20 protein-coding genes are annotated in these 22,840 nt (G+C 65.0%); 11 read left to right on the forward strand and 9 right to left on the reverse strand.

Features of this window, described 5'->3' with window-relative positions; all coding sequences use genetic code 11:
* The first annotated feature begins 32 nt into the window (after positions 1-32).
* Positions 33-1,241 carry an ABC transporter substrate-binding protein gene (locus AB3X94_RS26505; RefSeq protein WP_368613153.1) on the forward strand — a complete coding sequence of 403 codons (1,209 nt, stop codon included), beginning with the start codon at positions 33-35 and terminating at the stop codon, positions 1,239-1,241.
* Between the two features lie 97 nt (positions 1,242-1,338).
* On the opposite strand, the gene AB3X94_RS26510 is transcribed toward AB3X94_RS26505, so the two are convergent.
* Positions 1,339-1,590: a hypothetical protein gene (locus AB3X94_RS26510; RefSeq protein WP_176106665.1), complete on the reverse strand. Its 252-nt coding sequence runs from the start codon at positions 1,588-1,590 to the stop codon at positions 1,339-1,341.
* A gap of 194 nt (positions 1,591-1,784) precedes the next feature.
* On the opposite strand from AB3X94_RS26510, the gene AB3X94_RS26515 reads away from it, so the two are divergent.
* Entirely contained in the window at positions 1,785-2,309 is a 525-nt protein-coding gene (locus AB3X94_RS26515) for a DUF6496 domain-containing protein (RefSeq protein ID WP_176106664.1), read from the forward strand.
* Between the two features lie 101 nt (positions 2,310-2,410).
* Here the strand turns inward: AB3X94_RS26515 and AB3X94_RS26520 are convergent, their stop codons facing one another.
* Positions 2,411-3,739, reverse strand: coding sequence for an aspartate aminotransferase family protein (locus tag AB3X94_RS26520; protein WP_176106663.1), 1,329 nt, complete (start codon positions 3,737-3,739; stop codon positions 2,411-2,413).
* A gap of 188 nt (positions 3,740-3,927) precedes the next feature.
* Between AB3X94_RS26520 and AB3X94_RS26525 the strand changes: the two genes are divergently transcribed.
* On the forward strand, positions 3,928-5,343 hold the full coding sequence (locus tag AB3X94_RS26525; RefSeq protein ID WP_368598121.1) for a PLP-dependent aminotransferase family protein: 1,416 nt from the start codon (positions 3,928-3,930) through the stop codon (positions 5,341-5,343).
* A 21-nt stretch (positions 5,344-5,364) separates the two neighbouring features.
* Here the strand turns inward: AB3X94_RS26525 and AB3X94_RS26530 are convergent, their stop codons facing one another.
* Entirely contained in the window at positions 5,365-5,988 is a 624-nt protein-coding gene (locus AB3X94_RS26530) for a LysE family translocator (protein WP_176106661.1), read from the reverse strand.
* Positions 5,989-6,250: 262 nt separating this feature from the next.
* Here AB3X94_RS26530 and AB3X94_RS26535 point away from each other — a divergent pair, with 262 nt between their 5' ends.
* Together AB3X94_RS26535 and AB3X94_RS26540 are read left to right on the forward strand one after the other, a co-directional pair.
* Complete coding sequence (locus AB3X94_RS26535; RefSeq protein WP_176106660.1) at positions 6,251-7,153, forward strand: glutamate/aspartate ABC transporter substrate-binding protein; 903 nt, start codon at positions 6,251-6,253, stop codon at positions 7,151-7,153.
* 127 nt (positions 7,154-7,280) lie between these two features.
* A complete protein-coding gene (locus tag AB3X94_RS26540) occupies positions 7,281-7,682 on the forward strand; it encodes a hypothetical protein (protein ID WP_368613154.1) in 402 nt (133 codons plus the stop codon).
* A gap of 67 nt (positions 7,683-7,749) precedes the next feature.
* Here the strand turns inward: AB3X94_RS26540 and AB3X94_RS26545 are convergent, their stop codons facing one another.
* The 3 genes from AB3X94_RS26545 to AB3X94_RS26555 form a co-directional block, all read right to left on the reverse strand.
* Positions 7,750-9,549, reverse strand: coding sequence for a chloride channel protein (locus tag AB3X94_RS26545; protein WP_368613155.1), 1,800 nt, complete (start codon positions 9,547-9,549; stop codon positions 7,750-7,752).
* A gap of 2 nt (positions 9,550-9,551) precedes the next feature.
* On the reverse strand, positions 9,552-9,968 hold the full coding sequence (locus tag AB3X94_RS26550) for a MarR family winged helix-turn-helix transcriptional regulator (protein WP_176106657.1): 417 nt from the start codon (positions 9,966-9,968) through the stop codon (positions 9,552-9,554).
* A gap of 116 nt (positions 9,969-10,084) precedes the next feature.
* Positions 10,085-11,251 (reverse strand): HPP family protein, encoded by a 1,167-nt coding sequence (locus tag AB3X94_RS26555; RefSeq protein ID WP_176106656.1) that lies wholly within the window; start codon positions 11,249-11,251, stop codon positions 10,085-10,087.
* A 341-nt stretch (positions 11,252-11,592) separates the two neighbouring features.
* Here AB3X94_RS26555 and AB3X94_RS26560 point away from each other — a divergent pair, with 341 nt between their 5' ends.
* Together AB3X94_RS26560 and AB3X94_RS26565 are read left to right on the forward strand one after the other, a co-directional pair.
* Complete coding sequence (locus tag AB3X94_RS26560) at positions 11,593-12,090, forward strand: universal stress protein (RefSeq protein WP_368613156.1); 498 nt, start codon at positions 11,593-11,595, stop codon at positions 12,088-12,090.
* Between the two features lie 420 nt (positions 12,091-12,510).
* Positions 12,511-12,942, forward strand: coding sequence for a response regulator (locus tag AB3X94_RS26565; protein WP_176106654.1), 432 nt, complete (start codon positions 12,511-12,513; stop codon positions 12,940-12,942).
* A gap of 110 nt (positions 12,943-13,052) precedes the next feature.
* On the opposite strand, the gene AB3X94_RS26570 is transcribed toward AB3X94_RS26565, so the two are convergent.
* Positions 13,053-13,844 (reverse strand): DUF4410 domain-containing protein, encoded by a 792-nt coding sequence (locus AB3X94_RS26570; RefSeq protein ID WP_176106653.1) that lies wholly within the window; start codon positions 13,842-13,844, stop codon positions 13,053-13,055.
* Between the two features lie 646 nt (positions 13,845-14,490).
* Positions 14,491-14,943, reverse strand: coding sequence for a hypothetical protein (locus AB3X94_RS26575; protein ID WP_176106652.1), 453 nt, complete (start codon positions 14,941-14,943; stop codon positions 14,491-14,493).
* 353 nt (positions 14,944-15,296) lie between these two features.
* On the opposite strand from AB3X94_RS26575, the gene phaP reads away from it, so the two are divergent.
* The 3 genes from phaP (at position 15,297) to AB3X94_RS26590 (ending at position 17,902) form a co-directional block, all read left to right on the forward strand.
* The gene (gene phaP, locus AB3X94_RS26580) at positions 15,297-15,722 is read left to right on the forward strand and encodes a phasin family protein (RefSeq protein WP_176106651.1); all 426 of its coding nucleotides are present in this window, start codon (positions 15,297-15,299) and stop codon (positions 15,720-15,722) included.
* A gap of 418 nt (positions 15,723-16,140) precedes the next feature.
* Entirely contained in the window at positions 16,141-16,599 is a 459-nt protein-coding gene (locus AB3X94_RS26585) for a DUF2844 domain-containing protein (protein ID WP_368613157.1), read from the forward strand.
* A 10-nt stretch (positions 16,600-16,609) separates the two neighbouring features.
* Positions 16,610-17,902 (forward strand): DUF3443 domain-containing protein, encoded by a 1,293-nt coding sequence (locus AB3X94_RS26590; protein WP_368613158.1) that lies wholly within the window; start codon positions 16,610-16,612, stop codon positions 17,900-17,902.
* 54 nt (positions 17,903-17,956) lie between these two features.
* On the opposite strand, the gene AB3X94_RS26595 is transcribed toward AB3X94_RS26590, so the two are convergent.
* A complete protein-coding gene (locus tag AB3X94_RS26595; RefSeq protein ID WP_176106648.1) occupies positions 17,957-19,057 on the reverse strand; it encodes a putative zinc-binding metallopeptidase in 1,101 nt (366 codons plus the stop codon).
* A 285-nt stretch (positions 19,058-19,342) separates the two neighbouring features.
* On the opposite strand from AB3X94_RS26595, the gene AB3X94_RS26600 reads away from it, so the two are divergent.
* Positions 19,343-22,828, forward strand: a complete 3,486-nt coding sequence (locus AB3X94_RS26600) for a DUF2126 domain-containing protein (protein WP_368613159.1) — start codon at positions 19,343-19,345, stop codon at positions 22,826-22,828.
* Positions 22,829-22,840: the final 12 nt, after the last annotated feature.

Below are 22,840 nucleotides of genomic sequence, written 5' to 3' on the forward strand. Positions count from 1 at the left end.
CCCACCATTCCTTTTGATTACGGAGTTAACGCATGACCACGCGCGCAGGATGGATCTCTCGCCTCATGGTGTCGACCGTGTGCTCGTTTGCCGCGCTCGGCGCGAGCGCCCAGCAGACCATCAAGATCGGCGAGATCAATAGCTACAAGGCGCAGCCAGCCTTTCTCGGGCCTTACAGGCAAGGCTGGAATCTCGCGCTCGAGCAGGTGAACGCGGCGGGCGGCGTGCTCGGCAAGCAGCTCGAAGTGATTTCGCGCGACGACGGCGGCAACCCCGGCGACACGATCCGCGTCGCGCAGGAGCTGATCGCGCGTGAGCAGGTGCAGTTGCTGTTCGGCGGCTTCCTGTCGAACACGGGCCTTGCGCTCGCCGACTTCGCGAAGCAGAAGAAGATCTTCTTCCTCGCCGCCGAACCGCTGACCGACAAGATCGTCTGGGCCGATGGCAACAAATACACGTACCGTCTGCGTCCTTCGACCTATATGCAGGTCGCGATGCTGGTGCCCGAGGCCGCGAAGCTGAAAAAGAAGCGCTGGGCGATCGTGTATCCGAACTACGAGTACGGGCAATCGGCGGTGGCGACCTTCAAGAAGCTGCTGACGGCCGCTCAGCCGGACGTGCAGTTCGTCGTCGAACAGGCGACGCCGCTCGGCAACGTCGACGCGGGCGCCGTGACCCAGGCGATCGCCGACGCGAAGCCGGACGCGATCTTCAACGTGCTGTTTGCCGCCGACCTCGGCAAGTTCGTGCGCGAGGGTAATACGCGCGGGCTCTTCAAGGATCGCGCGGTGGTGTCGCTCTTGACCGGCGAACCCGACTACCTCGATCCGCTCGGCGCCGAAGCGCCGATCGGCTGGATCGTCACCGGCTACCCGTGGTATTCGATCGATACCGCCGCGAACAAGCAGTTCGTCGACGCGTATCGGGCCAAATATCACGACTATCCGCGGTTGGGCTCGGTGGTCGGCTATTCGGCGCTGATGTCGATCGCGGACGGCATCAAGAAGGCGGGTTCGACCGATGCGGACAAGCTCGCCGCCGCGTTCAAGGGGCTCAACGTGCAGACGCCGTTCGGTCCGATCACGTACCGCGCGCAGGACAATCAGTCGACGATGGGCGCGTATGTCGGCGTGACCGGCGTGAAGGACGGCAAGGGTGTGATGACGTCGTACCGCTATGTGGATGGCGCGAGCGTGCAGCCATCGGACGCCGAGGTGAAAAAACTGCGGCCGGCGGATTGAGGACGCGGCGCGCGGCGCTCCGTCGTGACTGCCGCGCGATTCGCCGCGTGAGTGCTGGTGAATGTGCTTGCGCAGCGGCCTCTGCCGCCAGCAAAACCTACTCTTCCGCGTCGTGCTCCGTGACGAAGCGCTTCAGATAAGCGAGCACGGCCGCTTCCATCGCGCGATGATCGGCGGTGTTCTTCGAGCCCGCGTTTTCTTCATCGCCGAACAGTGTGGACGGCGCGTCGTGCACGTCCACTTCCTGCCCCTCGCGAAACAGGCGTATTTCGTGGACGTCTTCGACGTACTCGGCGATCCAGTGCACGCCCTCGATATGTGCGCCAGCGCGAACCGTAACTGTCTTCATGGCTGTCTCCGTGCAAGCGGTCGATTTGAGTCGGCGCCTCGGCGCTGACTCCCGTCCCATGTCCACAACCATACGCCGTCCCGCCGACGCACGCGAGTCCCTCCCGTAACTGCCGCCGGACCAAGACGCAGATGGGCGTTGCGGCACGCTCGTTGCTGAACCATAAGAGCCTCACCCACAACCGGAGAACCGTCATGCCAGAGCAGAAAACCTTGAAGCGTGCCGCGGCCGATAAACGCGCGGGCAAATCAGCGAGTACCCAAGCGGGAGAGTTCGTCAAGGAACAGGTGGACAAGGTCCGCGCAGGCAAGCACGGCGTGCGCTCGCCGAAGCAGGCGATCGCGATCGGGCTGTCCGAGGCGCGGCGCGCCGGCGTCGACCTAAAGCCGCCGAAGAAGGGCGCCACGAGCGAGGCGACCCGCAAGAAAGCGCAGAAGGACAGTGCGGCGGGCAAGCACGTCGGCGCTGCGAAGAAGAGCGCGAGCAAGGAGTCGAGCGCTAAACGCTCGCGTGTGTCGGAAAGCGTGCTCAAGCGCGAGAGCAAGGCCGGGGCGTCGTCGGCGGCGATGTCGAAGCAGGCGAAGTCGGCGGCGGCCAAGCGGCCTGCCGCGAGCCGCTCCGCCGCAGCCAAGAAGGCCGCGGCGACCAAAGGCGCGGCTGGACGCTCCGCTGCCGCGAAAAAGGCCGCGCAAACGCGGGCGGCGCGCGCGCATCACTGAGCTTGCGGCTCGCAAAGCGGCGGCAATGGAAGAGGGCGGCGGCACGCATGCGCGTGCCGCCGCTCTGTTGTTGTCGCCCGCTGGCGGGCTTGCCTGCCTACTTACTGCACCGTCGCCAGCACCTCGCCAACCGTGCGGAAGAGCCGCGCGATCTGCTCTTCGTCGATGATCAGCGGCGGCGAGAACGCGAGGATGTCGCCGGTGAAGCGGATCAGCACGCCCGCCTCGAAGCATTTGACGAACGCCTCATAAGCGCGCGCGCCCGGCGCGCCGTCGCGCGATTCCAGTTCGATGCCCGCGACGAGGCCGAGATTGCGCACGTCCTTCACATGCTTCGCGCCGCGCAGCCCATGCGCGGCGGCTTCGAACGTCGGCGCGAGGCTGGCCGCGCGCTCGAACAGCTGGTCGCGGCGGTACAGGTCGAGCGTCGCGATCGCGGCCGCGGCCGCGGCCGGATGCGCCGAGTACGTGTAGCCGTGGAACAGCTCGATCGCGCCCGGCGCGCCGCTGCCGACGACCGTGTCATGGATCGTGCGGCTCGCAGCGACTGCGCCCATCGGAATCGACGCGTTGTTGATCGCCTTCGCCAAGGTGATCAGGTCCGGCGTGACGCCGAAGTGTTCGCTCGCGGTCGCGTTGCCGAGACGGCCAAAGCCGGTGATCACCTCGTCGAAGATCAGCAGGATGCCGTGCTTCGTGCAGATCTCGCGCAGCTTCTGCAGATAGCCTTGCGGCGGAATCAGCACGCCGGTCGAGCCGGCCACCGGTTCGACGATCACCGCGGCGATCGTCGAAGCGTCGTGCAGCGCGACGATGCGCTCCAATTCCTCGGCCAGATGCGCGCCCCATGCGGGCTGGCCCTTCGCGAACGCGTTGTGTTCGAGGTTGTGCGTGTGCGGCAGATGATCGACCGCCGGCAGCAGCGCGCCCGAGAACGTCTTGCGATTCGGTGCGATGCCGCCGACCGAAATGCCGCCGAAACCGACGCCGTGATAGCCGCGCTCGCGGCCGATCAGACGCGTGCGCTGAGCTTCGCCGCGCGCGCGATGGTAGGCGAGGGCGATCTTCAGCGCTGTGTCGACCGATTCGGAGCCCGAGTTCGTGAAGAAGATACGGTCGAGCCCTTCCGGCATCAGCTCGGCAACCTTCGCCGCCGCTTCGAACGCGAGCGGGTGGCCCATCTGGAAGGTCGGCGCGAAGTCGAGCGTCGACAGCTGCTGCGTGATCGCGGCGACGATTTCATCGCGGCTGTGGCCCGCGTTCACGCACCACAGTCCCGCGCAGCCGTCCAGAATCTCGCGCCCGTCGGTGCTTCGGTAGTACATGCCCTTCGCCGATTCCAGCAGGCGCGGCGCGGCCTTGAACTGGCGGTTCGCGGTGAAGGGCATCCAGAAGGACGACAGATCGTCGATGACGGGGCGCGAAGTCATGGCATCTCCTCGAAGTGGGTGTCGGTTGAGGGCTTTGAGCGTAGCCAAACTGTAGTCCTCGCGGTTTAATGGCGGCATAAACAGTTGACGAAGTGTGGTGCCAACTGTGCTGGTGGATTCGCGCGAACTGTCCCGGTAGGCGGGGCGGTCCACGCTTGGTCTTTTTTTCTAGATTTTTCGCCCAAAACATGATCGAACTGGACCTTCAACGCGACCGGCGTGCGGCGCCGACGCTCGTCGAACAGGTCGTGCAAGGCTTCGCGCGCGCGATCGATGCGCAATCGCTGCGCGCCGGCGCGCTGCTGCCGTCGGTGCGGCAGCTTGCGCAAAGCCACGCGCTGAGCACCTTCACGGTGACCGAGGCGTACAACCGGCTCGTGTCGATGGGGCTCGTGGTCGCGCGGCGTGGCTCCGGCTATCGGGTGGCGGCGCGCTCGCCGTCCGCGCGCGCGGCTGTCGCCGATTGGACGCCGCCGAGCCTGACCGCGACATGGCTGCTGTCCGACGTGTTCGCCGATCACTCGGTGCCGATCAAGGCGGGCTGCGGCTGGCTGCCGAGCGAATGGACCAACGAGAGCGGCCTGCAGCACTCGCTGCGTGCGCTGAGCCGGGTGCCGGCCGCGCGTCTCGGCGACTACGGCCATCCGTACGGCTTCGCGCCGCTGCGCGAGCGCATCGCCGAACAACTCGATCGGCGCGGGCTGCCGGTCGACGTCGCGAACGTGCTGCTCACGCAGGGCGCGACGCAGGGACTCGATCTGATCGTGCGCACGCTGCTGCGCGCAGGCGATGCGGTCATCGTCGAGGACCCCGGCTACTGCAACCTGCTGCAGATCCTGAAGCTCGCCGGGCTGGTCGTGCATGGCGTGCCGCGCACGCCGGCCGGCGTCGATACTGAGGTTCTCGAAACGCTGGTCGCGCGGCACAAGCCGAAGGCGATCTTCGTCAACACCACGCTGCAGAATCCGACCGGCGCGACCTTCGGCATGTCGGCCGCGTTCCGCTTGCTGCAGATCGCCGAGCGCGAACGCATCTGGGTCATCGAGGACGACGTGAGCCGCGAACTCGCGCCGGCCGGCGCGCCGCTGCTGGCGGCGATGGAGGGCTTGCAGCGCGTGTTGCACGTCGGCGGCTTTTCGAAGACGGTGACGCCGTCGCTGCGCTGCGGCTACGTGGTGGCCGAGCAGGCGGTGCTGCGCGAGCTCGCGCGCACGAAGATGGCGGTGGGACTGACGTCGTCGGAAACGATCGAGCGGATCGTCGACAAGGTGCTGGTGGAAGGGCGTTACGCGCGCCATGTCGAGATGGTCAACGAGCGGCTGAAGCTCGCGCACGTGGCACTCGAAGAACGGCTCGACGCGCTCGGGCTCGAGGTGTTTCATCGGCCGCGCGCGGGGCTCTTCATGCTGGCGCGTCTGCCGATCGAAGCGGAGCACGCCGCCGAGGTCGCGACCGCCGCGCTCGCGCATGGCATCTGGCTCGCGCCGGGCTCCTACTTCCGTCCCGACGACGCGCCGAGCGCGTGGTTCCGCTTCAACGCGCCGTATTCGACCGACGACGCGTTGTGGCGCTTCATCGAGCGGGTCGGGCAGGGGGCGTGGTAGACGCGGCGGCGCGTCGGACGCTCAGCCGCCGTGCCCGAACAGCTTCAGCGCGATCGGATACAGCGACCCCACGAGCAGCAGCGCCATCGCGACGTTGAAGACGCGCAGCCGTTTCGGGTTCGACAGCACCTCGCGCATCGCCGTGCCGAAACCAGCCCACACGCAGATGCACGGAAAGCCGATCACATAGAACACCGCGGCCATTGCAACGGCGTTCATGCCGAAGCTGTTGCTCAGATGAATCGTCGTCGCGGCGGTCAGCACCATCATCCACGCCTTCGGATTGACCCACTGAAACGCGATTGCTTCATGAAAGCGCATCGGGCGCCGTTCGCCGTTCCTGAGCTTGAGCTCGCCCGACGTGCCGATCTTCCACGCCAGATACAGCAGATAAGCGACGCTGACGGCTTCGAGCACCGTGTACAGCACGGGAAAGTGCACGAACGCTTCGCCGAGGCCCACGCCGACCGACAACATCAACAGCACCACGCCGACGCTGATGCCGGACAGATGCGGCAGCGTGCGGCGAAAGCCGAAATTGACGCCCGATGCGAGCAGCATCGTGTTGTTCGGACCGGGCGTGATCGAGGTGACGAGCGCGAACAGAATGCCGGCGGGCAGCGCGCTGAGAGTGACGAAAGACATGGGGGGATGGGCTCCGGTGTCGCCAACAGAAACGGTGAAGCTCATTCTAGCGATAGGTCCCGGTACAGTACCTGTACGGTTTTGAAAAGGGTGTCCGGTACGGATCTATGGTGAATTGATGAGCGGACAACGCCGTTGCACGGCGTGTCGACACTCGGTAGTTAACATATGTTGCAAGTATTTTTTTAATGGCAACATATGTAGACGGCTGGCACAGCAGCCCGCCATCCATCAGGAACCTGCAGAACGATCGGAGAAACCTATGAAAGTGATGAATTGGTCCGCTGTCGCCGTGCTCGTGGCGGCAACAGCGGTGAGTACTGCCGCGTTCGCGCAGGACACGACGTCCACGCTCGCGAAGATCCAGCAAAGCGGCGTGATCGCGATTGGCCATCGCGAGACCTCGGTGCCGTTTTCCTACGTCGATGCGAACAACGAAGTGATCGGCTTTTCGCAGGACTTGTGCAACAAGATCATCGATGCGGTGAAAACGAAAACGAAGCGTCCGGACCTCAAGGTTCGCTTCATCCCGGTCACCTCGCAGAATCGCATCCCGCTCGTACAGAACGGCACGGTCGATCTCGAATGCGGCGTGACGACCAATCTCGCCGCGCGCCAGAGCCAGGTGAGCTTCGGCGACACGTTCTTCGTCGCGACGACACGTCTTCTGACGCGCAAGGACTCCGGCATCAAGGACTTCCCGGATCTCGCGGGCAAGACGGTGGTGACCAACCAAGGCACGACGTCCGAGCGCATCCTGCGCAAGATGAACGAAGACAAGAAGATGAACATGCAGATCATCAGCGCGAAGGATTACGGCGAAGGGCGCCTCACGCTCGAAAGCGGCCGTGCCGTCGCGTACATGATGGATGACGTGCTGCTGGCCGGCACGCGCACGCTGACCGCCAAGCCGTCGGACTGGATCATCACCGGCACGCCGCAATCGTCGGAAGCGTACGGCTTCATGTTGCGCCGCGACGATCCCGAGTTCAGAAAGCTCGTCGACGACACGCTCGAACAGGTGATGAAAGGACCCGAAATCCACACGATGTACGACCGTTGGTTCGTCAAGCCGGTGCCGCCGAAGAACATCAGCTTCGACTTTCCGATGAGCGATTCGCTGAAGCAGCTTTACGCGCAGCCGAACGACAAGGCGCTCGAATAACGGGTTTTGCCGCGATTGCCTGTAGGCACGGGTTTTTGTGGGGCGGCGTTTGGCTCTTTCCTCTATACCTGGCTATAGGCGGCGCGTTTCGGTTCAGCGTCGCCTGTAGCGGGAACGGAGGTGAAAAGTGACCAAGCCGATGGAAACTTCACCGCGCGGACGGATTTTCCTCAGTGGAATCCCTCCTGCCGTGCTGGCGCTAGCAAGCGGTGTATTCATGGTGTCTGCCAACGCCGACGCGCCCATGCGCGCGATCACGATCGTATCGGGCACCTATGGCGGGAATTGCGGCGCGCCGCGCGGCAACCTGACTCGCGAGCTCGAGCGTCATTGCAACGGACGGGAAACCTGCGATTACTCGTTGCCCGGCCTGCACAAAGGCGGCACGACGCTGGCATGCCCACGCGACTTCCACGCCGAATGGCATTGCGACCACGCGGACTTTCATACCGCGGCGCTGGGTCCGGGCGCGAAATCGGGCGACACGCTCGTGCTGGGTTGCGTCGAGCCGCGTGGCGCGGGCAAATAGCTGCATGCGCGAACAAAAAAGGCCGAGGCCCTCGCGGGGCTCGGCCTTTGACTATTGCAGCGGTCTTTTAGCTGGTTTTACGAACCGGCGCGAAGCGCCGCTTGCCGAGCGACGGCCCGATACGACGGAACCGCTCGCGTTTGTGTTCCTCTTCGAAGTGAACGAGCGACGGCTTGATCAGATCGCTGCGCGACACGATTCCGATCAGACGCATGCTGTTGCCATCGGCGACCACCGGCAGGCGTTCGAGTCCCAGCACGGCGAGCCGCGTCGCCACGAGCCGGCAGGTTTCGGATGACAACGCGAATGCGGTGTTGTGCTGCGCGAACACGTCGGCGAGGGTCATCGCGCGCTTGCGCTCCGTGTCCTCGGTGCAGAAGCGTTCGAGCAACGGGCGGTCGGCCACGCCGATCACCGCGCCGTCGCGCACCACCGGATACGCGCGGTGCAGCTGGTTCGCGCCGAACAGCGTCTGCAGCGTTGCGCCGACCGTCGTGGCGGCATCGACCGATTCGACCGAGGCGGTCATCACTTCGTCGACATAGTGGCGCTCGAGCGGATCGACGCCGTACTCGCGATAGATGTGATAACCGCGTCGCGCGATTTTCTCGGTCATGATCGAGCGCCGCATCACCACCGTGGAGAAGCCGTGCGCGATCAGCGTTGCGGTCAGCAGAGGCAGCAGCGCGTTGGCGTCGTGCGTGAGGCCGAACGCGAACACGATGGCCGTGAGCGGCGCGCCGAGCGTGGCGCCAAGCGTCGCGGCCATGCAGACGAGCGGCCACAGCGCCGGCTCGCTGCCCGGCAGCCAGTGCGCGAGCACCGTGCCGAGTCCGGCGCCGAGCATCAACAGCGGTGCGAGCACACCGCCCGACGTGCCCGAGCCGAGCGCGATGACCCACATCACAGCCTTCACGGTGAGCAGCAAAAGCGCGACTTGCACCGCAATATGCTGATGCAGCAAATCGCCGATCACGTCGTAACCGACGCCGAGCGCGCGCGGTTCGAGCCAGCCGCCAATGCCGACGACGACGCCGCCTAGCGCGGGCCACCACATCCAGTGGATCGGCAGCTTGCCGAACAAGTCTTCCACTTTGTAGAGCGCGGCGGACAGGCCGGACGCAAGCGCGCCCGACAACACGCCAGCGACCGCGCACGACAGCAGGGACCAGCCATCGGGCGCGGCGGTCTGCAGCGGAAACAGCGGACCTGTACCGAAGAAAATCGCGCGAGCGAAGCCGGCGACCGCGCAGGCCACCGCGACCGGCAGGAAGCTGCGAGGGCGCCATTCGAACAGCAGCAGCTCGACCGCGAGCAGCACGGCCGCGAGCGGCGTGCCGAACACCGCGGTCATGCCGGCCGCGGCGCCGGCCACGAGCAGCGTCTTGCGCTCCGCCGACGTGACCTTCACGCACTGCGCGATCAGCGAGCCGAGCGCGCCGCCGGTCATGATGATCGGGCCTTCCGCGCCGAACGGCCCGCCGCTGCCGATCACGATGCCCGACGACAACGGCTTGAGCACCGCCACTTTCGGCGACATCTTGCTCTTGCCGAACAGGATCGCTTCGATCGCCTCGGGAATGCCGTGGCCACGAATTTTTTCGGAGCCGAAGCGCGCCATCAGTCCAACGATCAAGCCGCCGATCACCGGCACGCCGATCACCCAGATGCCGAGCGTATTGGCGGCGGGCGAGCGGTCGACGAACGACAGCGTGCCGAAGAAAAACAGGTTGGTGAACAGGTGAATCAGGTTCAGCAGAACAAAAGCGGCAAACGTGCTGACGAGGCCGATGCACGCGGCGAGCGCGAAAATGCCGGGCAGCCGTGCATTCGCCGCGAAGTCGCGCTTGTGGGAATCCATGCTCATGGTTAGTCGAGATCGATCTGAGGAATCTGGAAGGAGCCTTCGAGCGATCTCAATTCGGCGCGATGCAGTTCCGCGAGCCGCTCGAGTACCCGTTCTCCCGCTTTTTCGATGTGTACTTCAACCTGGCGACGATCGGTTTCGCTGACCTGGCGGCGCACGAGACTCAGTGCCTCGCAGCGCGATACCAGTGCGACGACGCCGTGATGTTGCGCCTGCAGACGCTCCGCGAGTTCGCCGACGGTCGCCCAGTCGCGCTCGGGATAGCCCTTGATATGCAGCAACAACAGGTATTGCAACGGCGTGATGCCCTCGTTCTGCGCGGCCTGCTCCGAGAAGCGCTCGAAGCGCCGCATCTGGTAGCGAAACTCCGACAACTGCTCGAAATCGCTCTTGACGAGCTTGCGAGTCCGTACTTTCATGGGATATCCGCCGATGTGAAGAAACGGAAAATATATCACGGCATGATGTATTTAGGTGGATTACGGCCGTGGCAACGGCATCCCGCGGCAGGTCTCCTTGCTCATTTAACTGAAAATCAGGCCGCCTTGCGGGCTTGGGTGGCGGTCTGCCGGTACAGGCCGGAGATCAGGTCCACCTGCGTGATCATGCCGACCACGCGCCCCCCGCGATCGAGCACCGGCACGTGGTGGTGCCCGTAGTTAGCGAACATCGGCACCAGTTCCGTGATCGGATCGGAGGCGCCGACGGTGCACACGTCGGTGGTCATCAAGCTGCCGACGTTCGACGTGCGAAGCGCATCGCCGCGCAGCCAGCCGTCGAAGTAGTTCAGGATCGGACCGAGCGCGCCGAAGCTTTTCCTGTCGACGAAATCGGCGCGCGTGACGATGCCGAGCAGCTTCTGCTTCACATCGACGACCGGCAGCGCCTTCACATTGTGGCGCCTGAACAGCTCCCATGCGGCAGCGGCGCGCGCGCCCGGCGACACCGACACGACATGGCGCGACATCACGTCTTCGCAGCGCAGTTCGTCGAAGCTGCGCGAGAAGGCCTGTAGCTGCGTTTCGCGCAGCAACGAATAGAGGTCGTCGGTGCCGATGTCGAGCATTTCGTCACGGCGTCGAAGCACGGCTTTGACGTCGTCGCGGGTGAAGCCGACGCGCGCGGCTTCGTCGGCGGCCTGATTCGGCGTCGCGCGGTCCTGGCGTCCCGCATGCGGGTAGCGGTGGCCGGTTGCCGCGTGATAGACGAGCGCCGCGAACAGCAGCGCGGCCGACTGGATCGCGATCGGTTCGAGCACGAAGCGGTAGCCGAGCGCATGAATGACCGGGCCGCCCAGCACCGCGGTCAACGCGACCGCGCCCGACGGCGGGTGCACGCAGCGCAGCGCGAACATGCCGGAGATCGACAGCGCCACCGCGAGGGCGGCCGCCAGCGTCGGATCGCCGATCAGCATCGCGCAGGTCACGCCGACCGTCGCGGACACGAGGTTGCCGCCGATGATCGACCACGGCTGCGCGAGCGGGCTCGCGGGCACGGCAAACAGCAGCACCGCGGAGGCGCCCATCGGCGCGACCAGCAGCGGAATGTTTGCAGCCGGACCGAGCAGCAGATACATCAGACCGCCGGTGAACGCGATGCCGAGCAGCGCGCCGAGGCACGAACGCGCACGCTCGTGCCATTTCACGGTGACCGGTGCGGGGAGAAAGCTGGCAAGCCAGCCGAGAGCAGGAGAGCGGGACAAGATAGGAGCGGAAAGTAGTCGATGATGCCGGGCCCGACATTACCGGGGAAACCCTGGCAACGCGAATACAGTCTGGTCATGATTATATTTCAATATGATATAAAAAGTTCTCCAACCCCCACGCGGCGCGCGAAATCTGTCGCATATCGCAGACAGTCGAGCGCGCGCCCGACCTCCTTCAGCCTGGCCCCACACACCGATCCGCACCGATCCGACCATACTTCGGCTCGACGCAGATTCATCGCGCGTACCCCGTGGGCATGTATCGGTGTCGCGCGGTATATGTCACGAACTGACATATAATTAATTGATGACTTGCCGCGCGGCGCAAGGAGGTTCTCATGTCGAGCTTCAAGCGCATTCTTCTCTGTTACGACGGAACACGCGAAGGACAACACGCATTGAAGGACGGTGCCGCTCTCGCGCAAGACCTGAACGCGGAAGTGCACCTGCTTTCCGTGCTCAACAATACGGCGTGGATGCAGGGCGCGGACATCACGTCCGCGGTGCCGGTCGATTTCATCAATGAATCCGCCAAAGCGCTGCTCAACGAGGGCTTGCAGAAACTCGCCGCGCGCGGAATTCGCGCGACCGGTCATCTCGCGATCGGTGAACCACTCGACGAGATTCCGTTTTTCGCTAACGATCTGAAGGTCGATCTGGTCGTCGTCGGTCATCGCCGCAGTCACGGACTCGCGCGATGGTGGGGTGGCCGGCACGACGGGCTGCTGCTCGATCGCGTGACATGCAGTGTGCTGGTGACGATGGGCGCGGCAGCCGGTGCGCCGGCCGCCGTCGCAGGCACTAACGAGACCGAGCGGTCCGCCGAACATTCATGAGCGTTGTGTTGTTTGTGTTGAGTTGAGAGTGCGATAACGAAAAGAGCAAGCTGCCGCAGCGCGCCGCCGATGCGCAGCGGCCGAAGAAGAAATCCGAAGGCGAGCCGCCGGTCGAGTGACGCGGGACGGCGCCACGCCGTTCAATTCGCGCGTAAATGCTAAAACGCTGCCAGGCCCGAAAGCCTGGCAGCGTTTTAGTCATGCATGCGAGTCGCCCGGCACGATTATCGTTCAAATGCGAATCGTTCTTATTGAAGAACTGCGGGAGAACTGCAGAAGAACTGCGACGATTTACCGGACAGATGGCAAAAGTGGGTGTTTCTGATGGCGTCATGACGCCGTGATGCGCGGGTTTGACGGCACCGCGAGGACGGTACAGCGTTTGCTACCGCCCAAAGGTTTAACCGCAGGCCGCCATACATGTCACGAAATTCGACTACCTGCCAGAGATGGAGCGCCCGAGAGGTCCAGCTATTGCACGACGTGCCGCGCGTGCTCGTCGTCGACGACAACGAGAGCGCCGCCGAAGCGCTTGCCACCTGGCTGTCCTACGAGGGCGTCGAGGCGCGCGCCGCGACCGGCTGCACGGCGGCGCTGCGCTGCGTGCGCAACTGGGTTCCCGACGTCGTCGTACTCGACATCATGATGCCGGAGCGCGATGGCTACGAAACGGCGAGCGCGCTGCGCCGCTATCTGCCGACGCACAGCCTCGGCATCGTCGCGTTCACGTCGTTGGACGAAGATCATGTGAGGGAAACCGGCCGCGAGCGTCACAATTTCGACGGCTATTGCCAGAAGGGCACCGCGCCTGCCGCGCTGCTCGCATTGTTGCGAGGGCTGTGGCGCGGATGAAGACGGCGCTCGCGTCGACAAAAAACGCGGCGGCGTGGACATCTCTCCACACCGCCGGGCTTGTCGACCGTGCTTTTCAGTCGGGCCCGCAAGCCGCCGCGCTCAATCGCTCAGCTCTTCCGCGCGGCCGGCATCCAGCCGGCTTCGACACCGAACTGCGCGATCTGTTTCGCGACTGCATCGGCTAGGCGCTTTGCATCGTCCGACACACCCGCGCGCTTCGTTTCGGTCACGCCGTGCAGGCCCGCGCCGGCCGCTGCCGCGGTCGCGACGGTGCCGGCCGCCGCGCCGACTCCGGCGGTTTCGACCATGCCCGGCATCTTGCCGCTGTCCGCGTTGGCCGTGAAGCTCTGCACGACGCGCGGCGCGCCCACAGCGGGTTGGTAGACGATCTGCACCGCGCTGCTCACCTCGCTCTTGCCCGCGCCGAGCCCGATCAGCGTGCGGCGGCGGCGATTGCCGGCGTCGATCGTCTCGAAGCTGCCTTGCACGAGCAGCACGTTCTGGCCGGCGGGCACCGGCGCGTCGGTGCGCACCGCGTGCAGACCCATCGCCTGCAGCTGATGGACGATCTCGTCGGCGACCTGCTCGCGCACCTTGGTGGCATCGGTAATCTGCTTCTGCGCGTCCGACGAACCCGACATCTGCGTCTTCAGTTTCTGCAGCATGCCGCTGTTATCGAGCTTGACCTGCTGCGGATCGGCATCGAACGTGTACACGTAGATCGTGTCAGGATGCATCGTCGACTGCGTGCCTGCGCCGGCCGTCGCGGACGTGCTCGTCGCGCTCAGATTCGTGACGCTGGCGCCGGCGCAGCCGCTCAGCAGCGCGCTGCCGCACACGAGTGCCATGCAGGTGAAACGGGCGGCGTTCTTTTTGATGAAGTTCACTGAAGTCAACATGATGATCCTGTCGTCGGCACGCGGTGCCAGTGGGTTCGAGTCCATCGCCGATGATCGGGCAACCGTGGGATCGTCGATCATCGGCGAAGGGATTCGCACGTGAAGCCTTTCGATCTCATGCGTCTGTGATTCGTCACGCACCGGCAGCGAACGAAGTATGGGCGAGCGGGCCGCCGAACTCCATTCAACAATTATTTCGAGCGATGTCACGGCGACATGAAGGCGCGAAGCGCGAGGAGCCGCGGCGACGCGCGACACGAAACGGCGGGGAGCGGGATGAAGAAGAGAAAAGGCGCGGACGTCGGGCCGCCGATCAGTTCAAAGCGAGCTTGACGATGCAGCACAGCACGAACACGAGCAGGGCGGCGGCAATGGCCATGTCCATTGGATAGCGCATTCCTTCACCCTGTCCTGACGTTGCGGAGCTCCTATCGTAATCACCTGACGGAAGATGAAAAGCGTCAGTGAAGCGCCAATGTGGGACAGGCAACGAAGTCCCGCGTAGCCGCACGTAGCGGGGCTGCGGGAGCGCTCCACCTATCGGCGAGAGGCAGCGGTGGACCGATCGCTCGATTGCGCCCGCATGCTCCGGCGCAAAAAAAGTGCCGCGTGGCGGGGCGCTCCATTCGCAACTCGCGATGAAGATTTATTGCGCTTGCGCCGCCGGCTCACCCGGCGGCGTGCCATGCGGCGCCTTGTTCGCAATAGCGAGATCTTCGGCGAGACTCGTGCGCAGTGTCGCGATAGCTTGCTCGGGATTGGCGGGCTTCAGCTGCTCGCGCGCCAGCGAGTCGTACACGTAGTGACGCAGCATCGGGTCCTGGGTCTTGTTCAGCACGTCGTGGTAGACCGCGACGATCTCGCCTTGACGGCCGCTCAGCGCATACAGACGGCGCAGTTGTTCGAGATCGTTGATCACCGCGAAAGCTGGACTCGGATGACCCATCATCGGACCATGCCCCGGCGGCCCGTCGCCGCGCGGACCGCCGTCGTGCATCGCGGCGGGCGGGGGCGGTGGCATGCCGTCGTCGGCAAGCGCGGCCGTTGCGATGATGCCAAGAACCGCGGCCACGGCCGCGCTGAGGATTGCTTTTCTCATGATGTCGCTCCCAGCGAAAACAGCGCCGGCGCCACGATGGACCGGCTCCTCGTAACGATAGTCGACACGCTGATCCACCGGGTTACGAAAGCCATTCAGTAACTTTCCGAGCCTTTCGAAGCATGCGCATACATCTCGACGCGACGCACGTCATCGCGCACGCGTTTGCGTCAGGGTGAGCGCCGCTGGCGCAACGCAGCCGGATAGCGCATGATTGCTGCGATGTGCCGTGCGACCCCCAAAAGCACGTCGCCGTGGCGGCACGCGCGGCACACGCAGCCGCCGGCATCGGCGTCGCGCCTGGTGCGGGCGGCGCAGAGGCGATGAGTCTTCAACCGCAAGGAGGATTTCGCATGGACCGACCCGATGCAGCCAATCCGTTTGGCGATCTGACCAAAATGCTGGAACAGTTCAAACTCCCCGGCTTCGACGTACCCGCCATCATGGAAGCACGCCGCAAGGACATGGAAGCGCTGGTTCAGGCGAATCAGACAGCATTCCAGGGGATGCAGTCGCTCGCGCAGAAACAGGCCGAGATGCTGCGCAGCACGCTGGGCGAGTTGCAGGCGCTGACTGCGCAACTCACCGCGGCCGGCGCCGCGCCGTCGAGCAAAACCGCGGAGCTGATCCAGCAGAGCCTGCACAAATCGCTCGCCGATATGCAGCAGCTCGCGCAAGCCGCCTATCAGACGCAGGCGGAGTCGTATGCGGTGATCGCGAAACGCGTAGAGGAGAATGTGCAGGAACTGAAGTCGCTTCTTCAGCAGCAGAAGAAGTAGCGCACGCCGCGAGTTGCAAACGATCCGCGTCGCGGAGGGCCGTCAAGCCCTCCGCGATTTTTTTGCCCGTTATTCGGTAGACGCCTACATCGATAAAAAAACGCTGCCCTGATTCACAGCTTCTACGCATGACGACCGAAATTTCCGCAGCCTGCTGCTTCTAAATATCAGAAGAAAACCAAGGCATTGTCGCCAAAAGACTTTTGTCCGCACTGATCGAACGTAGTCGAACGATCCAGCAACCTCCAAAGGCTCGAATCGCGCAGCAAACGATTGCCGCGCGCCATTCCCCTGACTTAAAGTTTCGCCCCGCCTTTCCGTAGACGCATTCACGCAGCCCAACCGGCGTGAAGGCAGCCCGGCCTAGCCGGTCAGGTGTGCGCCCTCGTTTCGCGTTTTCACCTGGGAAGGAAATCTCTTGAATCCGAAGCTTCTTACCCGCATTGCCTGCGCAGTGCTCGGGGCATGCTGCGTGTTGCCGTTCGCCGCGCACGCGACGCTCGGCCAGAACGCCAGCACCGTCGACGGCGATCAGACGCGCCTGCACGCGATCGCTCATGCGGCCAGCGCACAGGGCGCCTATTCGGTGCACACGCTGACGCTGCCGTCCGGCACCCAGGTGCGCGAATTCGTGGCGGCCAACGGCATCGTGTTCGGCGTCGCGTGGGATGGCCCGACGCTGCCCGATCTGAAGGCGATGCTCGGCGCATCGTTCGACGTCTACGTCGCCGCCAGCGCGACGCGTCGCGGCGTGCCGCTCGCGGTGTCGAACAGCGATCTCGTAGTGTTCTCGAGCGGCCATCTGCGCGCCTTCACCGGCTACGCGTATCTGCCGCAGGCGGTGCCGGGCGGCGTCGATGTCAGCGTCATTCAATAACGGAGCGAACATGCGATCCAGGTCTTCGTGGATGACTCGGCTGGGCGCGACGCCCGTCGTGGTTCTGGCGCTGCTGTTGAGCGCGTGCGGCGGCGGGGGTGGTGGTGGCGGCAGCGCGAGCACCACGGCCAATTCGAGCACGTCCGGGAGTTCGACCGGCTCATCGGGTTCGACCGTGACCAATACGTCGCCGTCGCCGCAAGTGCTGGCCGCCAACGCGGTGCGCGTGACGGTCGACTCGGGCATCAGCAACGTGCCGAACATGCCGTTCGTCAGCATCACGATCTGCGCGCCCGGCACCGGTAATTGCCAGACGATCGATCACGTGCTCGTCGATACCGGCTCGTGGGGCGTGCGCGTGTTCGCATCGCAACTGCCGGCGTCGATGAGCCTGCCGCAGCAGAAGGACGGCGCGGGCAATTCCGTCGCCGAATGCATGCAGTTCTTCGACGGCTATACGTGGGGCGCAGTGAAGCTCGCCGATGTGCAGATCGCCGGCGAGAAAGCCGCGTCGCTGCCAATCCAGCTGATCGACCCGGGCTACGCATCGCTGCCGGGCGATTGCGCGGCCGTCGGCGCGCCGCGCAATACGCCGGCCAGCTTGCAGGCGAACGGCATTCTCGGCATCGGCGTGTTCAAGCACGACTGCGGCGCGAGCTGCGTGCAGCAGGCGATTCCCGCGACCTACTACGGTTGCAGCGGCGCCAACTGCACGTCGATACCGCTCGCGGAAACGTATCAGGTCGCCAATCCGGTGCCGTACTTCGCGACCGACAACAACGGCTCGGTGCTCAGTCTGCCGACCGTGTCGGGCGGTGCGCCATCGGTGTCGGGGAAACTCGTGTTCGGCATCGGCACGCAGGGCAACAATGCGCTCGGCGCGGCGCAGGTTATCGGCGTGAGTCCGTCGAATGGCACGTTCACGACGGTGCAGAACGGCACCACGTACACGCGCAGCATTGTGGACAGCGGCTCGACGGGACTCTTCTTTCAGACCACCTCGATGCCGGCCTGCGCGAGTCCGAACAGCGCGTATTACTGCCCGACTTCGACGCAGCAGTTGAGCGCGATGATCGAAGGTGTGAACGGCACGACGAGCGCGGTAACGTTCAGCGTCGGCAATGCGATGTCGATCGCGCAGACTTATAGCGGCGACTCGGCATTGCCGCTGCTCGCGGGACCGGCGTTCGTGACATCGACGGTGTTCGATTGGGGGCTGCCGTTCTTTTATGGCCGCAACGTCTATGCGGCGATCGAGCAGCAGTCGACGCCGGGTGGGAAGGGGCCTTATGTGGCGTACTGAAGCGATGACCGTGTGATGAAAGCCCGCTGCCGGTTGATCCGACAGCGGGCTCTTTTATGCGCTCATGTGCTCGCGGTCGCTCCGGTTGTCGCGCTTGCCGCCCGCCGCCGCGATCACGCGATGCACGAAGCGCAGCTTGTCGACCACCGGCGCGGCGAGCGTGAACGGATAGCCGTCGGGCATGCCCAGACTGCGGTTCAGGCTGTTCAGCGCGTACGTGAGTGGAAACCAGCGCTTCATCAGATTGCCGAAGCTCGCATCCTCGACCGGCGTGCGGTCGGTCAGCGTCGGCTCGCTCGGATCGTCGGGCAGCAGCGCGAGTCCGTACGACGTCGAGGTATCGAGCACATCGACGATCAGCAGATAGTGCGCCCACGTCTCCGCCCAGTCTTCCCACGGATGCATCGTTGCGTACGCGCTGATGTACGACGCCTGCCAGTCGGCCGGCGCACCGTCGCGATAGTAGTCGTTCAGCGCTTCGCCGTAGTCGGCCTGCTCGTCGCCGAACAGCTTGCGAAACGGTTCGAGCCAGCGCGGCTCGTTTTCGATCAGCTGGCTGAAGAAGTAGTGGCCGGTCTCGTGGCGGAAGTGGCCGAGCAGCGTGCGGTACGGCTCGCCCATCGCGGTGCGCACTTTCTCGCGATGCGCGTCGTCGGCCTCGGCGATGTTCAGCGTGATCAGCCCGTTGTCGTGACCGGTCATCACCGGCTCGCCATCGCCGCCGTCGGCGAGAAATTCGAAGGCGAGACCGCGCTCGGGGTCCGCGTCGCGCGATTGCACATCGAGGCCGAGTTCGCCCAGTGTGTACAGCAGGCGCCGTTTCGCGACTTCGAGCCGGTACCAGTAGAGCCGGTTTTCCGGTTCGCTCAGGTTCGGAATCGTGCGAGTCAACTGACAGGCGCGGCACAGCGTGTCGGGCGAATCGGCGGGGATCATCCAGTTGCAGACGTTTTCGACCGCGTAGTTGTGGCATTGCCGGAACAGCGCGCCGTTGGCCTCCGGATGCAGGCTGCGCCAGCGGCCGTCGCCGGCGTCTTCGAACGCGCTGATTTCGCGCAGTTCGGGGAGATAGCCGAGCAGCGACTCGCAGCGCTCGCAGCGGACGTTCTCGTAGAACAACAATTGCGCGCAGCGATTGCAGTGGAAGGTTTTCATCGGGCCGGCCTTGTGATCAGTGCGATGTCGGTTGCGGTGACGAACGTTCGCAATCTTCATGCCGCGATTGCCAGACGTCACCGCTTTAACGCACAGTACGGTCATGATCGTGCATCGGTGCTGCGCCGCTTTGGTGCACGGTCCGACGTAGCCCAACGGCAAGACAACAGATACGCAAAACGCACACGCAATTCAGGCAACACCAAACGATTCACACGAGTTTGACCAGCAACGGCATAGAGCTTGCTTTTTTGGCGGGCTGCACCTTTCGTCGAGGAGTCCGGAGTGTCCATACGCGTCGCCTTGCATCACGTTACTCATTACCGCTACGACAGACTGGTTACGCTGTCGCCCCAAGTGGTGAGGCTGCGGCCCGCGCCGCATTGCCGTACGCCGATTCTGTCGTACTCGATGCGCGTCGAACCCGCGAGACACTTCATCAACTGGCAGCAGGACGCGTTCGCCAACTATCAGGCGCGGCTGGTGTTTCCCGAGCAGACGCGCGAGTTCAAGGTGAGCGTCGATCTGGTCGCCGAGATGGCCGTCTACAACCCGTTCGACTTTTTTCTGGAACCATCGGCCGAGCGGTTTCCGTTCGACTACGCACCGGAACTCGCAGCCGAACTCGCGCCCTACTGCGTGAAACGGCCGATGACCCCGCGCTTCGCCGAGTTCGTCGCGAGCATCGACCGCACGCCGGCCGGCACCGCGAACTTCCTGGTGGCGCTGAACCAGCGGCTGCAACGCGAAATTCGCTATCTGATCCGGATGGAGCCGGGCGTTCAGTCGCCCGAGGAAACCCTGGTCAACGCGTCGGGCTCGTGCCGCGATACGGGCTGGCTGCTCGTCGAGACGCTGCGGCAACTGGGCTTCGCGGCGCGCTTCGTGTCCGGCTATCTGCTGCAGCTCGCGCCCGACGTCAAATCGATCGACGGCCCGAGCGGCACCGAGGTCGACTTCACCGACCTGCACGCGTGGTGCGAGGTCTATCTGCCGGGCGCGGGCTGGATCGGGCTCGATCCGACCTCGGGGCTGCTCGCCGGCGAAGGCCATATTCCGGTTGCCTGCACGCCGGAGCCGGGCAGCGCGGCGCCGATCTCGGGCGCGGTCGACGAATGCGAGGTCGAATTCGGACACACGATGTCGATCGAACGCGTGCTGGAGTCGCCGCGCGTCACGAAGCCGTACAGCGAAGCCGCTTGGCACGACGTGCTGAAGATGGGCGCGCGGGTCGACTATGAACTCGCCGACATGGATGTGCGACTGACGATGGGCGGCGAGCCGACCTTCGTGTCGGTGCGCGATCGCGATGCCGCCGAATGGAACACCGACGCGCTTGGACCCACCAAGCGCGGCTACGCGGTGGCGCTGATGGACCGATTGCGCGAGCGCTACGGCGCGAACGGCTTCCTGCATATCGGCCAGGGCAAGTGGTATCCGGGCGAGCAACTGCCGCGCTGGGCGATGTCGCTGTACTGGCGCGCCGACGGCGAGCCATGCTGGCGCAACCCGGCCTTGTTCGCCGATGAACGCGAGCCGGGCCGCTACACGGCCGGCGACGCGCAACGGTTCATCGCGCATCTGGCGGCGAAGCTGTCGCTCGACGCGGACTGCATCCAGCCCGGCTACGAGGACACCTGGTACTACCTGTGGCGCGAGCGTCGCCTGCCGGTCAACGTCGATCCATTCGACGCGCGCCTCGACGACGAGCTCGAACGCGTGCGGCTGCGGCGCGTGTTCGACGCCGGGCTCGCGAGTCCGGCCGGCTACGTGTTGCCGCTCGGCCGCGAGCGCGGCGCGCCGGGCAGCGGGCCGAAGTGGATCACGGGCCGCTGGTTCTTCCGCGACGAACGCATGTATCTGATCCCCGGCGATTCACCGATGGGCTACCGGCTGCCGCTCGATTCGCTGCCGTGGGTGTCGAAGACCGACTATCCGTATCAGCACGCGCACGATCCGTTCGCGCCGCCGCAGCCGTTGCGCACGGCCGCGCAGTTGCGCGTGCAGTACGAAGGCGGGCGCGAGAGCCGGCAGATCGCCGAGGAACAGACCAGCGCGCGGCAGGCGGCCGCGCTGTCGCTGTCGGCGGCCGATCTGCTGAGCGGCATGCCGCAAGGCGGCGTGCTCGCGTATGCGCCGCCGCGCCATGACGAAGCGCTGCCGGCGCGTGGCGAATCGTCGAAGGACACGCTGCGCACCGCGGTATGCGTCGAGGCACGCGACCCGAAGCGCGCGGCCGGCCCGAAAGCCGAAGCCCATTCCTTCGGCAGCGGCCGCACGCTGCTGCACGTATTCATGCCGCCGCTGACCGATCTCGACGACTATCTCGACCTGCTTGCCGCGGTCGAAGCGACGGCCGAGGAACTGAAGATGCGGATCGTGCTCGAAGGCTATCCGCCGCCGCGCGATCCGCGCCTGAAGGTGCTGCAGGTGACGCCGGACCCCGGCGTGATCGAAGTCAACATTCATCCGGCCGCGAACTGGGACGAGCTCGTCGATCACACCGAGTACCTGTATCAGTCGGCCGCGCACAGCTATCTGAGCAGCGAGAAGTTCATGCTCGACGGGCGCCACACCGGCACCGGCGGCGGCAATCACTTCGTGCTCGGCGGCGCGACGCCGGCCGACAGCCCGTTCCTGCGGCGGCCCGACCTGCTCGCGAGCCTGATCGCGTACTGGCACAACCATCCGTCGCTGTCGTATCTGTTTTCGGGGCTGTTCATCGGACCGACGAGCCAGGCACCGCGCGTCGACGAAGCGCGCAACGACCAGGTCTACGAACTCGAAATCGCGTTTGCCGAGTTGCAACGGCAGGTCGATCTGCTCGGCGGCCGCGATAGCGGCAACCTGCCGCCGTGGATGATCGATCGCGCGCTGCGCAACATCCTGATCGACGTGACCGGCAACACGCACCGCGCCGAGTTCTGCATCGACAAGCTGTATTCGCCCGACGGACCCGCAGGCCGCCTCGGTCTGCTGGAACTGCGCGCCTTCGAGATGCCGCCGCACGCGCGCATGAGTCTGGTGCAGCAATTGCTGCTGCGCGCACTGGTCGCGCGATTCTGGCGCATGCCGTACACGCGGCGGCTCACGCGTTGGGGCACCGAGCTGCACGACCGCTTCCTGCTCGGCACCTTCGTAAGGATGGATTTCGACGACGTGCTCGCCGAACTCGGCGAAGCGGGCTTCGCCTTCGATAGCGCGTGGTTCGCGCCGCACTTCGAATTCCGCTTTCCGCTCGTCGGCGAGATGACGCTGAGCGGCATCGACCTGACGATCCGCAACGCGCTCGAACCGTGGCACGTGATGGGCGAGGAGGGCTCCCCCGGCGGCACGGTGCGCTATGTCGATTCGTCGGTCGAGCGGCTCGAGGTGCGCGCGCTCGGGTTGAACGGCAATCGTCACGTGCTGAGCGTCAACGGCGTGCCGGTGCCGCTGCAACCGACCGGCCGCGTCAGCGAGTACGTGGCCGGCGTGCGTTTTCGCGCTTGGGCGCAATCATCGGCGCTGCATCCGACGATCGGCGTGCACGCGCCGCTCACGTTCGACCTCGTCGACACCTGGAGCGGCCGCTCACTCGGCGGATGCCAGTATCATGTCGCTCATCCGGGCGGGCGCAACTATCAGACCTTCCCGGTCAACGCCTACGAGGCGGAAAGCCGGCGGCGCGCGCGTTTCTTCGCGTCGGGTCATACGCCGGGACCGCTCGCCGTGGGCCGACCGCAACGCAGCCTCGAGTTTCCCTTCACGCTCGATCTGCGCCACAGTTGAACAACACGCATC

The organism is Paraburkholderia sp. BR10923 (assembly GCF_040948765.1).
Lineage (GTDB): Bacteria > Pseudomonadota > Gammaproteobacteria > Burkholderiales > Burkholderiaceae > Paraburkholderia > Paraburkholderia youngii.